We start from the raw sequence: 15,975 nt of genomic DNA on the forward strand, positions 1-15,975 counted from the left end.
CCTGCGCCTTTATCAAAAATCCTTAGCTTTGCAGAAACCCGTTTACTGCGTTATGCTGACTGATTTTGGTTATATATTACTGTTTATTATTGCCGCTCTAACGCTGATCGGAGTGGTACTTACCGTTGCTAGATTTTTACGCCCCGACAGACCCAACGAAGAAAAACTTACCACCTACGAATCCGGCGAAGATCCGCTTGGCAATGCCAATGTGCAGTTCAACGTGCGTTTTTACGTCGTAGCGTTAATTTTTGTTTTGTTTGAAGTTGAGCTTTTGTTTCTGTTTCCCTGGGCAGTCGTTTTTGGAAATGAAGATCTTATCGAACAGACAAACGGCCAATGGGGCTGGTTTGCCATGGCAGAAATGACGGTGTTTGTCGCCATACTGGTTCTGGGACTGGCATACGCCTGGGTGAAGGGTTATCTGGACTGGGTTCGTCCGCAGCCGCAGATCCCGGAAGTAAAGTCACCGGTGCCTATGGATTTGTACAAACAGGTGAATGAAAAATATAAAAAGATCTGATTTGAAATACCTGATATAGCAAAAAAGACTTCCTGTTTGGAAGTCTTTTTTGCTTACAAACACGATCAATGCATCCTTCCCCACATCCGGTGTTTAGTTTTGGGAAAGAAAACCAAGCCGATCTGCGCGTACAACTGATTGGGTTTAAACGAAGGCAGATCCGTTACTTTTACATCATCACCCCGCCATTTATCCGTTCTGATAATGGGCAAATGATAAGTCACCTTGCTGCTGATATAAACCTTGTCGTAAACTTTTGGGAATAAATTCATTTTATAATCCACACCGATACCGGCATGTAGGTTAAAACTTCCTGCATGCAGTTTCACAGCATTATAAGCATTAGGATTTTGATTTACCTGAGCGAAGGTCGCCGTCTGATTGCTTTTCACACGCAGCTGATATAACATCAAATCCCAGCCAATAGGCACCAGCACATTCCAGTGAGACGAATTTACAAATTTAGGACTGGCGTCGGCACCAATTCCTATTCCCCAAAACTTGCCGCGCCGGACATTTTCATCGTCATTAAATTTCGTACTATTCATCAGAATAAGCCTGCTTTCGGCAAAAAACCGCTCCGTTTCAATCCTTTTTGCCAGGACAACCGAAGCCATCAGACTTTCAAAGGGTTTGATATTCTGCGCTCTCATTTCGTTGCGAATGGCTTTAAAACTGCTGTTGGATAACACCCCGAACTCGGCGTAAACGGCCATTCCGCTTCTAAATTTTTTCGATGTTGCAGTCGTATCCGAACCTTCCTGAGCAAAGGTTACGTTAACCATAAGTGTAGCAAAAAAAATGCTGAAAAGTAATTTGTTTTTCATATTCGGGATAAGTTGAAGTGTTTGCAATCTAACGCTTTTGGAAGCCCGTTTCTTGTCATTTATGACTACTTTTGCCTAGAAACAGATTAGCTCTTGAATGAGCAAATATTGTACCAGAGAATTACTACTGAAAGTGATAGCTGATGAGTGAAAGAATAAAAACCGGTGACGGTGGGATTATACTGACAAATGCAGAAGACTTAATGAACTGGGCCAGATTATCTTCCTTATGGCCAATGGGTTTCGGACTTGCCTGCTGTGCGATTGAAATGATGGCAACCTATGCTTCCCATTACGATTTGGAGCGGTTTGGTATCATGCCCCGCCCTTCCCCCCGTCAATCCGACGTCATGATCGTTGCCGGAACGGTAACTTTCAAAATGGCTGACAGAATTCGTCGCTTGTATGAGCAGATGCCCGAACCCCGTTATGTAATCTCCATGGGAAGCTGTTCAAACTGCGGCGGCCCCTACTGGGAACATGGATATCACGTGGTTAAAGGGGTTGACCGTATTATTCCTGTGGATGTATACGTTCCTGGCTGCCCACCCCGGCCCGAAGCACTGATCGGAGGGTTTATGAAATTGCAGGAAAAAATCCGCGGGGAACATCCCCTGGCTCCTGAGCTATTTCTGGAAATGGAGCAGAAAGCGGAAACTGTTTAATTATTACCGAGTGAATCATTGAGTCTATATATGGATTTTGAAGCAATAAAACAGATTCTCATTTCACAGTTTGGTGAGCACATAGGCTCAGAAGAAAAAGGTCCGCAGCCAATTTTAACCGCTCCGGCGGACAAAATTGCTGAAATCTGCCAGTTTCTTTTTGAGGACGAACGTTTGTATTTTGATTATCTGCCCTGCATAACGGCGATTGATAACGGTCCGGCGGTTGCAACAATGGAACTGATCTATAACCTGAGCTCTATTCCTTTCGGTCATGAGCTAACGATCAAAATTGTTTTTCCACGTAACACCGAAGACCAGCCGCTGCCTACTATTGCCACGGTCAGCCACATTTGGCGCACGGCCGACTGGCATGAGAGAGAAGCCTTTGACCTTATGGGTATTCATTTTGAAAATCATCCCGACTTGCGCAGAATCCTTCTTCCGGAAGACTGGGTGGGGCATCCGTTGCGCAAAGATTATAATGCACAGGAAAAATATCATGGCATACATGTGCGCTATGAGCATGACTGAATCAATATTGAGTAAATGACAGAACGGTTTCGCAGACTTTGATGCGTCACATTCTGTCATTTGCACCTTTAGATCCTAACCCGCCCGGTCGAAATTTAGTTACAAATTTGTTTGCTTGATAAAGGCTCAGTATTTTTCGTTATTAATTACTGATCAACATGCGAACTAAATTTCCTCTAACATTCATCGTTATATTATTGTGCATTTCTCTAAACGGATTTGCCTCTACCGATTCCCTCATCATCAAAGGACGGATACTAAATCTGACAGGCCGGTTGTACCGACAGGCGCCTGCAATCACCTTTTCCCGAAATAACATTCTCCAACCCAAATCTGAACTGACCAAACAGGCACCTTTGCAGGCTGACGGGACTTTCAGGGTTTCTCTGCCTGTTCTTTTTCCTAATGAGGAGATTTATCTGGATTATAGCGGAAAGGCCGGCACTGCATTTTTGGGATCAAAAGGAGAAATCGAGATAATCTTCGACGGCGATTCCATTGCCAAGGCTAAAAAGCTGTTCTATTTTGCCGGTGTTAATGCGACGGCCAATAATCAGTATACCGAATATCTTGCAACGCTTAATAAAACCTTCACGGCTAACAGTGTTTTGGGCACGAATTTTTACAAGACATTCTGGGAAAAAAGTCCAGCCGCGGCGGAAACGGCAGCAGCAAACCGGGCTGACCTTCGCGCCAGTGTAATCGGGCGCCTGACATCCAGTGTCAGTGATCCTTCACTTTCACAATGGACTCAGAGTATTACGGATGATGAAAAATTACAGAATCTGTATGAATATTATTTAAGCAATCCGCTGGAAACGCCTTCATCCAATAAATCATTTACCGATCTCAGCCGGTTGAACAATAGTCCCTTAACGGCACAGCGCGTTTCCCTCGCCGATCGTTTCGGCAGTTTTGCAGACATCAAAAAAGAAGAAAGGTTAAACTCAGGATCACGGGCAAGTTCTCTTCAGGTCAAGCTGATGGCTACAATGATCAAAGAAAATACCGGACCTTTCTCAGAGGACGAAGCCGAAAAACTGAATTCTATTATAGAAAGAGGCAAAGCTGAAAAAATAGAGCTGGATTTTTTAAATACCCTTTACAAAAGAAATAGCTCGAAACTGGATTTATTTTTTGCATTTGAAGCCGACAGCAGATCCAATCATTCATTGTTCGACAGCGTGGCTGCCGATTTTCTGAGTGCACGTTATCTGCCCGAAAACTTCCACAAATTTTCTTATAAAAATCAGGTCGTACTCAATAATTACATCCAGTCGCGGCTGAAATCACCGCATTTCCGCCAGTCGCTTAACGAACTTGTTAAACTGGAAGTTAAGGACAGCGTCAATATTGCTAAGATGATTGCTTTCAGAGGCATCAAACCAACGCCGACAGAAGTTTTGCCTGAATACTGGCTTGCAGAATCCGAAGGCAGAGGAAATGACTTTGTCAATAGCATTATCGATTTGTATAATGGAAAAACGCTTTATCTGCTGAAATGGAACATCGATGATCCGAAAAGTCGTGAAGAGCTTGAATATGCTTCCGCATTGCGGTCACGCCTTCCGACGAATGTAGAATTTGTTTATGTTCATCTTCCCAATGAAGAAGTTTCTGTTTCAACCGATCTTGTCAAACAATACATTGTAAGACATCAGCTCAAAGGCGTCCATCTGTTTTTAAACAGCAATCAGCTTATTGAATTACTGATCAAGCTAAACCCGCTTGACAGTGCAACCTTTGCCATTATTAAACCCAACGGAAAATTCGCCACTAAAAAGGCTCCGGCACCAAGCCAGACAGAGGAAGTAATCAAGGCGATCCAGCAAGCAGGGAATTAGTAAACATTTTGTTATCTTAACCAATATTAGCTAAATCTTAACATTAGAAAACGGGATTAAATCCCACTACATCTGACATTCGTACGTTTATATACTGTCTAATGATTTGTTCATTGCTATGTGCCCATGTTTAGATACCTTTTACTTTTCCTGATCATCACCACCCCTCTCTTGGCCCAAAGGACCGATAGCCTCAGGAATAGCGGTATCAACCGGGACAGCGTGCGTTATACCAATCTGAAAATCAGGATGTCGAAAACTAAATTTTCGAGGTCCGTATATCGGTTGTTATTCCGTGATGTATACAATCAGGGTAAGATTGCAGAGGTAAAAACCATTGAAACCAATCCTTTCACGCAGTATGAGGGAATGGTAATCCGGAAAATCATCATTAAACAGCTCAATGTTTTAGGCGAATCTGTTTATGATACCGCAAGAAAGGGCAAGCAGCTGGATCGGTTTCTAAGTAAGAATTTTCACACCAACACCCGGGAACGCATCATTCGAAAATCCTTTCTGAGGTTTTCGGAAGGGGACGAAATTCAGGCCAGCGTATTGCGCGATAACGAACGTCTGTTAAGAAAAAACGGGACCATCACCGATGCGCGTATCATTGTTGTGCCCAGAACAGACGTCACATGGATGGCGGATGTTGTAGTGCTCATTCAGGATTCCTGGTCATGGAACATCTCAGCCAGTCCCAGCAAACTCAATAAATTTAGCCTCGGGCTCAACAATACAAACGTGAATGGAACAACGCATTCGCAGCTGACCAAAATACGCTATGACGCGAGTGATTCCCTGCAAAAATTTCAGTTCCGGACCATTTACACCATTCCCTACATTGGTAAAACGTTTATAACCGGTCAAGCGAATTTAATCATTGAACGCGATCAGAAGATACAATCACTCGTCTTTTCCCGCTCCTTTCTTACTACGGAGACAAAATACGCGGGCTCGCTGGAAGCCGGCCACGCCAGCTTACGGCAATACAAAAGAGATCTCGATGACCCTGATAAAGAAAGCCGTTACCGTACCGGTTATTATTACTATGACGTATGGCTCGGTCGATCGTTCAAATTTCCATTTAAAAATTCAGCACTCAGCGAAAAGTCCCGTCTGGTATTTGCTTTGAGGCATAACAAATACAATTTCACACAGCGGCCGGAGGTAAGGGCTGACACAAACAAAATCTACTGGGACCGCAGCGCTACGCTTATGAGTTTTGGTTATTCTAACCGTAGTTACAAAAGAGACGTATTGATTTACGGTTTTGGTAGAACGGAGGACGTTCCGGTCGGGAACCTGCTTTCTCTGACCGTGGGCAATGAAAATACAGAATTTGGCCAGAGAGGATATGCCGGTGTCCAATTCGCAACGGGAAACTATCTTCCGCATAATTCCGGCTATTTATATGGCATTGTCAATGTTGGATCTTATTTTAAAACAGACCGCAGGCAACCTGGCGTTATCAGCGCACAAACCAACTATATCAGCAAGCTGATACCGTTTCGTTACAGTTATTTCAGGCAGTTCATCACCTTGCGTTACACCAGAGGAGTTAATCGCGACCCTGTCGACTACCTCAACATCAGCAAGGAAAACGGTATCCGTGGCATTAGCAGCGACCGGCTTATCGGAACAAAAAAACTGACGCTGGGCCTGGAAACAGTTTATTTCTCTGAAAAAAGTTTACTTGGTTTTCGTATCGCATATTATGCATTTATCGACTTAGGCATTGTTACACAAGACAAAATACATCTATGGAACGCTCCCGTTTATCAAGGTTATGGGCTGGGAATGCGTTTGAGAAATGAAAATCTTTCTATCAACACACTTCAGTTACGTGTTGGTTTTTATCCGAATATTCCCGGAACATCGTCAAGCATACGTTACGCTATTGAAGGAAATACACCACTCAGACTGCGGGATTTTGACATTTCAGCACCTTCAATGGTTCCTTATCAATAACATGTGATGCTGTCAAATCATGGCATGATAACCGGACCCAGAAAAGAAAGCCAAAATATATATCCGCCCAGCCCTCCAATCAACCCGGCAAGCAAAAAGGTGGTTTTATTCTGATCCGGAATAAACTTTTTGTAAACCACATAAACGATAATAAGTCCTGTTACAGCCAGAACAAACGATATGGACCAGGAATCAAATTCCAGATAACGGGCCAAAATTACTTCATCGTTTCGCAGCGGGAAACGTCCTCTTTGCACCGTGATCAATAAATCCAGAACATAATTTCCCGGTTCCCTCAGCCAGAACAATGCAGTAAAAATCACCATCCACTTTTTTAATGAAAGCGCTTCACCGGTAAATTTATTTTTGTTCCAAAAGGCAGCGATCAATCCGAGTGAACCAATCAGCATTGTCAGCAGCGGCCCTCCCAGTGTTATTATAAAAGCTTCATCTTTTATTCTCGTCATCAGCGCCTGATAATCATCTTTTTTTGAAAAATACTCGTTGGTTCTGATCTTGATTCTTTCATCCCTTGTGAGGTTCTCAAAAAAATCCTGATAGGCCTGATTTGTCCAGGTTGTGAAACCGTAACTGACCCGCGCTTCGTAACCAAGGTATTTTGCTGTGAAAAAATGTCCATATTCATGAACGATTGTAGCGATAATATTTGCCACGATAAAACCCAGAATAAGTCGATAAAGCAACTTATTATCTATTTCTCCCATACAATAAATTACAATACCCCCTCTTCACCAAACATACTACCAAAATACTATTCAAAACAGATTTTCATCCTTATTGACAAGCAAATACGCTTTGCACTTTTTTTGGACATTCAGTATTCTTTTTCCAATATGTGAATTAACTTTGTGGAATTTTTGAACGAACCCCTTTTCTTCAAAAGAAAAAAAGTATCAGGTACGCTCCGAAGTTATTAAAAGTTATTTCCAAAATTCTACAAATTACCATTTACTGTGCCCAAAAATCCGAATATCAAGTCCGTTCTAATTATCGGTTCTGGTCCCATCATCATTGGTCAGGCCTGTGAGTTCGACTACGCTGGCTCTCAAGCAGCCCGCTCACTTCGTGAAGAAGGTATAGAAGTTGTACTGATCAACTCGAACCCTGCCACGATCATGACGGATCCAATCAGCGCTGATCATGTGTATCTGCTGCCGTTGGAGAAGAAATATATCATCGAGATTCTTGAAAAACACAGGGCACTTGGGAAGCCGATTGATGCAGTTTTGCCAACAATGGGTGGTCAGACAGCCCTTAACTTAGCAATCGATTGCGATAAGGCTGGCATTTGGAAAAAGTATGATATAGATATTATTGGTGTCGACATCAAAGCGATCGAGACGACTGAGGACAGAGAAAAATTCCGTCTTAAAATGCTTGAACTTGACGTGAACGTTTGTAAAGGACGCACAGCAAGATCATTTTTGGAAGGAAAAGAAATCGCGCAGGAAATTGGCTTCCCATTGGTTATCCGTCCTTCTTTCACCCTGGGTGGAACAGGTGGAGGCTTCGTGGAAAGAGCTGAGGATTTCGACAAAGCATTGACAAACGGCTTACACGCCTCTCCAACACACGAAGTTCTGGTAGAACAGAGCGCAATGGGCTGGAAAGAATATGAGCTTGAACTTTTACGCGATAACAAAGGAAACTTCATCATCATCTGTTCGATTGAGAACTTTGACCCAATGGGGGTTCACACAGGAGACAGCATCACGGTGGCACCTGCCATGACGCTCCCTGATACACTTTACCAGCAAATGCGTGACCTGGCCATCAAAATGATGGACGGTATCGGTAAATTTGCAGGTGGATGTAACGTTCAGTTCTCGGTAAACCCAGCTGACGACCAGATCATCGCGATCGAAATTAACCCACGTGTATCCCGTTCTTCTGCGCTTGCATCAAAAGCAACCGGTTACCCGATTGCAAAAATCGCTGCCAAAATGGCGATTGGATACAACCTTGACGAGTTGATCAACCCGATCACAGGAAGTACTTCTGCCTTCTTCGAACCATCCATTGACTATGTAATCGTTAAAGTACCTCGCTGGAACTTTGATAAATTCCAGGGAGCAGATCGTTCACTTGGCTTGCAGATGAAATCTGTTGGTGAAGCAATGGGTATCGGACGTAATTTCCAGGAAGCATTGCAGAAAGCTTGTCAGTCGCTTGAAATCCGCAGAAACGGACTTGGAGCTGACGGACGTGAGTTGCGCGACCAGGAAGCGATCAAATATAGCTTGCAACATCCAAGCTGGGATCGTCTGTTCCATATTTACGATGCGTTCAAGATCGGTTTGTCTTTCAAAACAATCCAGAATCTTACCAAAATCGATGCATGGTTCCTTCGCCAGATCGAAGAACTTATCGAGCTGGAACATGAAATCGAGAAATTTGAACTGTCGGATCTTCCAAAAGACCTGTTCCTGACGGCCAAACAAAAAGGTTATGCGGACCGTCAGATTGCACATTTGCTTAGCACAAAAGAAAGCAAGGTGTACGACAGACGTAAGGAACTGGGTATCAAACGTGTCTACAAATGTGTGGATACCTGCGCTGCGGAATTTGAAGCAAAAACACCATATTACTATTCAACTTTCAATTCGTCGCAGGAAACTCCTGATAACGAATCGATTGTATCAGATAAAAAGAAGGTTGTCGTTCTGGGTTCAGGACCAAACCGTATCGGACAGGGTATCGAGTTTGACTACTCTTGTGTACACGGTGTACTGGCTGCGAAAGAAGCTGGTTATGAGACCATCATGATCAACTGTAACCCTGAAACGGTTTCAACCGATCCGGATATCTCTGACAAATTGTATTTTGAGCCGGTATTCTGGGAGCACGTTTTTGACATCATTGAACATGAAAAACCTGAAGGTGTAATTGTTCAGCTTGGTGGACAAACGGCCTTGAAAATGGCTGAAAAATTAGAGAAATACGGTATCAAAATCATCGGAACAAGCTACAATTCACTTGACTGGGCCGAAGATCGCGGACGTTTCTCTCCATTGCTTGAAGAACTTGGCATTCCTTATCCTAAGTTTGGAACAGTAAGAACGGCTGACGCAGCAGTAGAACTTTCCCGTACGTTAGGCTTCCCGCTTCTGGTTCGTCCAAGTTATGTATTGGGTGGTCAGAACATGAAAATCGTTATCAACGAAAAAGAGCTGGAAAACCACGTAGTGAAAATTCTTCGTGACATTCCTGACAATAACATTCTTCTGGATCACTTCCTTGAGGGAGCGCTTGAAGCGGAAGCAGATGCGATCTGTGACGGTGAAGATGCTTACATCATTGGTGTGATGGAGCATATCGAACCGGCTGGTATCCATTCAGGAGATTCGCATGCTGCACTTCCACCATTCGATTTAACAGAAGACGAAATCCGTCAGATCAACGAACATACACGTAAAATCGCGCTGGCGATGAATGTGAAGGGACTTATCAACGTTCAGTTCGCTGTTAAAAATGGTATTGTGTATGTGATCGAAGCGAATCCACGTGCTTCACGTACGGTACCGTTTATCTGCAAAGCTTATCAGGAGCCTTACGTCAACTACGCTACGAAGCTGATGTTGGGAGATAAAAAAGTTTCAGACTTTACCTTCAAACCTGTTAAAAAAGGCTGGGCAATCAAAATTCCGGTGTTCTCATTCAATAAATTCCCGAATGTAAACAAGGAACTGGGCCCTGAAATGAAGTCAACGGGTGAAGCCATTTACTTCATTGATGATTTGCAGGACGAGTTCTTCCAGAAAATTTATGGAGAACGTAACCTGTATCTAAGCCGCTAGGTTTTAGAAATATTAGTGAAAAGCCCGGTAAGTCTGCACAGACGCCGGGCTTTTTTATTGCGCTAGCACCGATTCACAAATCGAGCCAAATTACACAGATTTACAAATTGTACACTAGTTGGATGCCATTTCCTTTTCAAAGAAACCGGCAATGCTTAGATCCTCTCCTAATTCAGGCCAGTACAACGCATAGCCATTGACAATTTCGACATTTTGTCTTTGCGAATCAGTTGCGTTTCTTAACAACGGAAAATCAGAGATTTCTAAACAAGATTCTCTTCCGTCTGCAAGTAGTACTTTTATTTCTGTTTCCGTAATCCAGACTTTCTCAGCCTTATATTCGAAAAATTTCATATTTCAAGATTTAAAAAATTCATTCCACCTACCAAGAAAAATTTCCTTATTTTCTTCGATTATGGCTTCCGCTAAATACAAATCCTTATTTTTCAATCCATTATTTTCAAGGCATTCAACAGGTTCCAAAGTAAACCTTGCTTCCCCATCATTATTTCTAACATGAATGTGTGGAGGCCGATGATCATTGCTGTAAAAGAAAAAACGCAATCCAAATAATCTTAATAATTCAGGCATTGACGTAATTGTTTGTACCAATATAACATAATTTTCTCAATCAGGAATTACAGAATCATGGCATAATTTGACTCGCTCCTATTTTTTTACGAAACGATTTGTGAAAGATATCCTCATAACTATCTTATATTTCCGGCCAAAGTATCTCAAACTCCTCTGTTTTCCATATCTCCGGTAGAATGAAAAAAATATTAGCCCTGTTAATTACGCCTGCCCTGTTTTGTAGTTTTAATATCCCAAAACATGAAGGAATAAAAATCATTGCTACACCGAGCTGATAAGATCTTAAAAACCGCATCACAAACGATAACCCACCAACACAGCCATTCAAATCTGAGCGGGCAAAAAAAGCCCGAAATCAGAAGATTCCAGGCCCAATTAAATTTCTATTAAAATATCTTTCCTTTCTATTTAACCTCCTCATAATCCACATATTCGCCTCCGCGGAAACGTGATTGGTTGGCATCCGGTGGAACGACATCAACACGAATTCCTGCCTTCGTCTTTTGTTCATAAGCTTTTGCCTGTCTTTTCTGCTCCTTTACCAATTGCCTTCCAACCAATAAATGGAACATAAACCGGCGAAAAACCGGAACAAACGCTAATAACAAAAAGAATATGACAAGAACATTAAATAAAATTTTCATCTCTCAAAAGTTTTATATCTCCATTATAACGAGAAACCCACTAAAAATAACACACGAATATAACGAAAAGCTGTCAAATCCTCCAACAGCCTTGAAGAATGGTGTACCTTATTGACAAACGGTGAAAAGACGGTGACTGCATTTAAACTCCGGCGGCTTTCTCGTCTTCGGGTTCTGGTTCTTCAACAAATCCAGGTTGCAGGATTTTGGGTTTGAGGATCAGTCTCAGGGACTGATCATAGGTAATGTAGGTCCAAATCCAGTTGATAAAAATCAGTATCCTGTTTTTTATTCCAACCAGCGAAATCAGGTGAATAAACATCCAGGTGAGCCAGGCAAAAAATCCCTGAAATTTAAAAAATGGCAAATCGACAACAGCCTTGTTCCTGCCTATCGTCGCCATAGAGCCCAGATCTTTGTACTTAAACGCTACCGGAGGCTTACCATCGAGTGCCCGCCAGATATTTTTAGCCAGCGTTTTTCCTTGCTGAATCGCTGGCTGTGCAAGCTGCGGATGCCCGTTTTCAAATTCCCCTTCGCTCATGGATGCTACATCTCCGATCGCAAAAATGTCCTGATAACCCATCACGCGGCTAAATTCATCCACTTTGATCCTCCCTCCTTTCACCAGAACTTCGGGATTGATCCCATTTAGAACATTGGCCTTAACCCCTGCCGCCCAAACCAGATTATCGGTTCGTAAATTCATACCTTGTCTGGTGGTCACATATTTGCCGTCATAACCTGTCACCGATTGACCTGTCAGAATTTTCACACCCATTTTTTCGAGATATTCCCTGGACTTCCCAGACGATTCCTCCGACATTACCGGCAGCAGCTTATCAACGCCTTCCAGCAGATAGATGTTCATCAGTGAAAAATCTAGTTCAGGGTAATCTTTGGGGAGAATGTTTTGCCGCATTTCCGATAACGTCCCTACCAGCTCAACGCCCGTGGGCCCGCCACCGACCACCACAATACTCAGCAACCCTTCGATCTCATCGGCCGTATCTACCGACAATGCATCTTCAAAATTTTGCAGCATTCTGTTTCTCAGCGCAAGTGCCTCCGCAACAGATTTCATAGGAATGGCCCGCTGCTCGATTTCTTTCATTCCAAAATAATTGGTGACAGCACCGGTCGCGATCACCAGGAAATCATATGTAATCTCACCCAAACCCGTTTCAACAGATTTTCGCCCGGTATGAATTGCGGACACCTCCGTAACCCGTATGTGAACATTTTTTCTGGATTGAAAAACCTTCCGGAGCGGAAAGGCTATGGAACTTGGTTCGAGCCCGGCGGTGGCAACCTGATAGTAAAGCGGCTGAAACTGGTGATAATTATTCTTGTCAATAATGACAATCTGTAAATCGTCCCGTTTGGCAATTTCTCTTGCCAACGCGAGGCCGCCAAAACCGGCACCGATGATTACAACTCTTTTATGATTGGTATATGGGATATTCGGAAGCATAAGTATGGTATTTGTCGTTGAGAAAACCCCGTTACAAATACCATACCTACAAGCAGTTACACAGCCGCCTTACTATTTTCGATCACGCGTTCGTAGTACGATTCGTAGTGAGGCAAAATCCTGGCTACGTCAAATTCTTTCGCTCTGGCCAGCGCGTTTTCCTTGAATCTCGGCAAATTTTCATCCTCTAAAATATAGGCTGCATTTTTTACCATATCATTGACATCTCCGATATCACTTAGAAATCCGGTAACACCCGGAATATTAAGTTCTGGTAATCCACCAGCATTGGAAGTAATCAGTGGAACCTCACAGGCAAGCGCCTCCAGTGCAGCCAATCCAAAACTTTCAGATTCCGACGGCATCAGGAACAGATCCGCCACAGATAAAACTTCTTCGATCGCATCCAGTTTACCCAGAAAACGGACGTCTGAAAGCATATCAAGATCACGGCATAAACGTTCGATCCGTGCACGGTCAGGACCGTCACCAACCAACAGCAACTTACTCGGTGTAATGTCTCTAAGCTGATGAAAAATCATGATCACATCATCGATCCTTTTCACTTTACGGAAATTCGAAGTATGCACGATCAGTTTTTCGTTATTAGGACAAATCGCGAGTTTGAAGTGGTCCTTTTTTTGTCTGTTAAAACGGCTCAGATCAATAAAATTCGGGATTACTTCTATATCTTTTGTAACAGCAAAATGCCGGTAAGTATCATTTTTCAGCGATTCAGAAACGGCCGTTATCCCATCCGACTGATTGATACTGAAAGTTACCACAGGTTCGTAAGACTCATCTTTTCCAACCAGTGTGATATCAGTACCGTGCAATGTGGTGATGATCGGGATATGAATGCCCTGCTGCGCCAGGATCTGCTTGGCAAGATAAGCAGATGACGCATGCGGAATGGCGTAATGAACATGGAGTAAATCCAGTTTTTCCATCTTCACAACATGCACCATATGGCTCGACAAAGCCGATTCATAAGGCGGGTATTGAAACAACGGGTATGCAGGTATATTTACTTCGTGGTAATAAAGGTTTTCATTGAAAAAATCCAGTCGCTGAGGTTGAGAGTACGTAATAAAATGTACCTGATGTCCCTCTTTTGCAAGTGCTTTCCCTAGTTCCGTAGCAACTACGCCACTACCTCCAAAGGTTGGGTAGCACACAATGCCTATTTTCATGATTTTAAATTTCTATGTTCTGAGTGAAATAATTTAAGTTTAAGCACGACGAACTTTTATAAACGGACGGGTGATTCTTAGCTAACACAAAATCAATGCTTTTTTATCCCGAAGTGTAAGAGAAAGATTTTATTAATTCCTTAATTGACATAAAATGAATAATTTTAATGTCTGAACCTGCATATATTTTTAATAACCTTCATGAATGTGTCTTTAAGACCGAAAGTAAGATTTTGGGATTTTGTTGCCGGAAGCGTGCGCCTGGTCCGCATGAGCAATCTGCTCATCGTGGCTGTTACGCAGTACCTTACGCGCATATTGCTGATTGGCCCGAGACATGAATGGAGAAAAATCATCAGTGATCCCGACTTGTTCATTCTGTCGCTTTCCACGGTTTGCATTGCGGCCGCCGGTTATATTATCAATGATTATTTCGACATTAAAATTGATATCGTTAACAAACCCGAACGCGTTGTTGTTGGCCGTTATCTGAAAAGGCGCTGGGCCATGGGTGCGCATCAGGTGTTAAATGTGCTGGGAGCCGCCCTCGGGCTTCTGGTAAGTCATTGGGTATTCCTTGTGAACGTGATATCCATCACCATGCTTTGGTTTTACTCCGAACGTTACAAACGAGCGCCCTTTATCGGAAACCTCATTGTGTCTTTGCTGACGGGTTTTACACTTTTGATCCTGACGATACGATATCCCGAAAACCGCCAGCTCGTGTTTATTTATGCCGTTTTCTCTTTCTTTATTTCTCTGATCCGGGAAATCATCAAAGATATGGAAGACATTCGCGGCGACGAGGCGCACGGATGCCGGACACTGCCGATCATCTGGGGAATACGACGGACAAAACATTTTCTGTACTGCATTATTTTCATTTTCGTCACGACCTTGTTTTTCATGGCGCATACCCTCAATAATCCTGTGCTGGCTGTGCTGTTTCTTTTACTTTTGTTCCCCATCGGATGGCTTGTTTATACATTAAGCCGCTCGGATACGCGCCGTGATTTCAGAAAAATCAGTTCTTTGTGTAAATTAATTATGCTTCTGGGCCTTGTCACGATGGTTTGGGCATAATCCTGCGGGACACATCGGATCCGGTCTGCAACCAAAAAATCACCAATCAGATAAATCTAAACGATCACCCCTATGAAAAGTAAAATTCTACTATTATTATCCGTCTTTATTGTAAGCATCAGCAGCGTGCGTGCGCAGGAATGCATGGGCACCAACATGAAAGCCGGAAGCGGATTTGAAATGGCCAATTACGATGGCAAAGGCAAACTGATTGGCACGATGACCTACAAAATAGCCAAGGTGACCTCACAAGGAGGCATGTCCGTTATTACCATTGACATGGAATCCTTCAACCCGAAAGGTAAATCCGAATTGAAAAATACCTATGAAATGAAATGCGACGGCAATACCTTGTATCTGGACGCCAGTACGCTGATCAACCAGGAACAGATGAAATCGTTTGAAAATTTTCAGATGAAATTCACTTCGACCAATATCGAGTTTCCCAACAAATTCTCCGTCGGGCAAAAACTTAAAGATGCTTCCATGAAAGGAGAAGGAACTTCGGGGCCGATGACGATGAATTTCAATATGCTTATCTCAAACAGAAATGTAGAAAGCCAGGAAAAAATCACTATTTCTGCCGGAACTTTTGACGCCTACAAAATCACATCGGACATGAAAATGGAGACAAAAATGGGCTTTGGCATAACCATCGATATCAACACCATTTCATGGCGTACACCCGGTGTCCTTTGGGATTTAAAAACCGAATCTTACCGTAAAGGCAAGCTGTTCAGCAGAAGTGAGCTGACTAAAATTTACTAGCCGACAGCATAACAATGCTAAAAGATATGAAGAACGG

15 protein-coding genes are annotated in these 15,975 nt (G+C 42.9%); 8 read left to right on the forward strand and 7 right to left on the reverse strand.

Annotated elements, in window-relative coordinates:
* Positions 1–52 precede the first annotated feature (52 nt).
* A complete protein-coding gene (locus M1L62_RS02075) occupies positions 53–523 on the forward strand; it encodes an NADH-quinone oxidoreductase subunit A (RefSeq protein WP_254411342.1) in 471 nt (156 codons plus the stop codon).
* Positions 524–588: 65 nt separating this feature from the next.
* On the opposite strand, the gene M1L62_RS02080 is transcribed toward M1L62_RS02075, so the two are convergent.
* Positions 589–1,350 (reverse strand): hypothetical protein, encoded by a 762-nt coding sequence (locus M1L62_RS02080; RefSeq protein WP_254411343.1) that lies wholly within the window; start codon positions 1,348–1,350, stop codon positions 589–591.
* Between the two features lie 143 nt (positions 1,351–1,493).
* On the opposite strand from M1L62_RS02080, the gene nuoB reads away from it, so the two are divergent.
* From nuoB to M1L62_RS02100, 4 genes are all read left to right on the forward strand, one after another.
* The gene (gene nuoB / locus M1L62_RS02085) at positions 1,494–2,015 is read left to right on the forward strand and encodes an NADH-quinone oxidoreductase subunit NuoB (RefSeq protein WP_256527619.1); all 522 of its coding nucleotides are present in this window, start codon (positions 1,494–1,496) and stop codon (positions 2,013–2,015) included.
* Positions 2,016–2,045: 30 nt separating this feature from the next.
* On the forward strand, positions 2,046–2,549 hold the full coding sequence (locus tag M1L62_RS02090; protein ID WP_254411344.1) for an NADH-quinone oxidoreductase subunit C: 504 nt from the start codon (positions 2,046–2,048) through the stop codon (positions 2,547–2,549).
* Between the two features lie 158 nt (positions 2,550–2,707).
* Positions 2,708–4,393 (forward strand): hypothetical protein, encoded by a 1,686-nt coding sequence (locus tag M1L62_RS02095; RefSeq protein ID WP_254411345.1) that lies wholly within the window; start codon positions 2,708–2,710, stop codon positions 4,391–4,393.
* Positions 4,394–4,519: 126 nt separating this feature from the next.
* Entirely contained in the window at positions 4,520–6,364 is a 1,845-nt protein-coding gene (locus M1L62_RS02100) for a BamA/TamA family outer membrane protein (RefSeq protein ID WP_254411346.1), read from the forward strand.
* Between the two features lie 17 nt (positions 6,365–6,381).
* Here the strand turns inward: M1L62_RS02100 and M1L62_RS02105 are convergent, their stop codons facing one another.
* Positions 6,382–7,089 (reverse strand): hypothetical protein, encoded by a 708-nt coding sequence (locus tag M1L62_RS02105; RefSeq protein ID WP_254411347.1) that lies wholly within the window; start codon positions 7,087–7,089, stop codon positions 6,382–6,384.
* A 249-nt stretch (positions 7,090–7,338) separates the two neighbouring features.
* Between M1L62_RS02105 and carB the strand changes: the two genes are divergently transcribed.
* Positions 7,339–10,182: a carbamoyl-phosphate synthase large subunit gene (gene carB, locus M1L62_RS02110; protein WP_254411348.1), complete on the forward strand. Its 2,844-nt coding sequence runs from the start codon at positions 7,339–7,341 to the stop codon at positions 10,180–10,182.
* A gap of 114 nt (positions 10,183–10,296) precedes the next feature.
* On the opposite strand, the gene M1L62_RS02115 is transcribed toward carB, so the two are convergent.
* The 5 genes from M1L62_RS02115 to bshA all read right to left on the reverse strand — a co-directional run bounded on the left by M1L62_RS02115 (position 10,297) and on the right by bshA (position 14,087).
* Positions 10,297–10,536 (reverse strand): DUF2442 domain-containing protein, encoded by a 240-nt coding sequence (locus tag M1L62_RS02115; RefSeq protein WP_254411349.1) that lies wholly within the window; start codon positions 10,534–10,536, stop codon positions 10,297–10,299.
* A gap of 3 nt (positions 10,537–10,539) precedes the next feature.
* A complete protein-coding gene (locus tag M1L62_RS02120; RefSeq protein ID WP_254411350.1) occupies positions 10,540–10,773 on the reverse strand; it encodes a DUF4160 domain-containing protein in 234 nt (77 codons plus the stop codon).
* Between the two features lie 407 nt (positions 10,774–11,180).
* On the reverse strand, positions 11,181–11,420 hold the full coding sequence (locus M1L62_RS02125) for a DUF4834 family protein (RefSeq protein ID WP_254411351.1): 240 nt from the start codon (positions 11,418–11,420) through the stop codon (positions 11,181–11,183).
* Between the two features lie 142 nt (positions 11,421–11,562).
* Positions 11,563–12,894 carry an NAD(P)/FAD-dependent oxidoreductase gene (locus M1L62_RS02130; RefSeq protein ID WP_254411352.1) on the reverse strand — a complete coding sequence of 444 codons (1,332 nt, stop codon included), beginning with the start codon at positions 12,892–12,894 and terminating at the stop codon, positions 11,563–11,565.
* Between the two features lie 56 nt (positions 12,895–12,950).
* Entirely contained in the window at positions 12,951–14,087 is a 1,137-nt protein-coding gene (gene bshA, locus M1L62_RS02135; protein WP_254411353.1) for an N-acetyl-alpha-D-glucosaminyl L-malate synthase BshA, read from the reverse strand.
* Between the two features lie 201 nt (positions 14,088–14,288).
* On the opposite strand from bshA, the gene M1L62_RS02140 reads away from it, so the two are divergent.
* On the forward strand, positions 14,289–15,170 hold the full coding sequence (locus M1L62_RS02140; RefSeq protein WP_254411354.1) for a geranylgeranylglycerol-phosphate geranylgeranyltransferase: 882 nt from the start codon (positions 14,289–14,291) through the stop codon (positions 15,168–15,170).
* Between the two features lie 72 nt (positions 15,171–15,242).
* Positions 15,243–15,938, forward strand: coding sequence for a TapB family protein (locus M1L62_RS02145; RefSeq protein WP_254411355.1), 696 nt, complete (start codon positions 15,243–15,245; stop codon positions 15,936–15,938).
* The last annotated feature ends 37 nt before the right edge of the window (positions 15,939–15,975 follow it).

It is taken from the genome of Dyadobacter diqingensis, assembly GCF_024220585.1.
Lineage (GTDB): Bacteria > Bacteroidota > Bacteroidia > Cytophagales > Spirosomataceae > Dyadobacter > Dyadobacter diqingensis.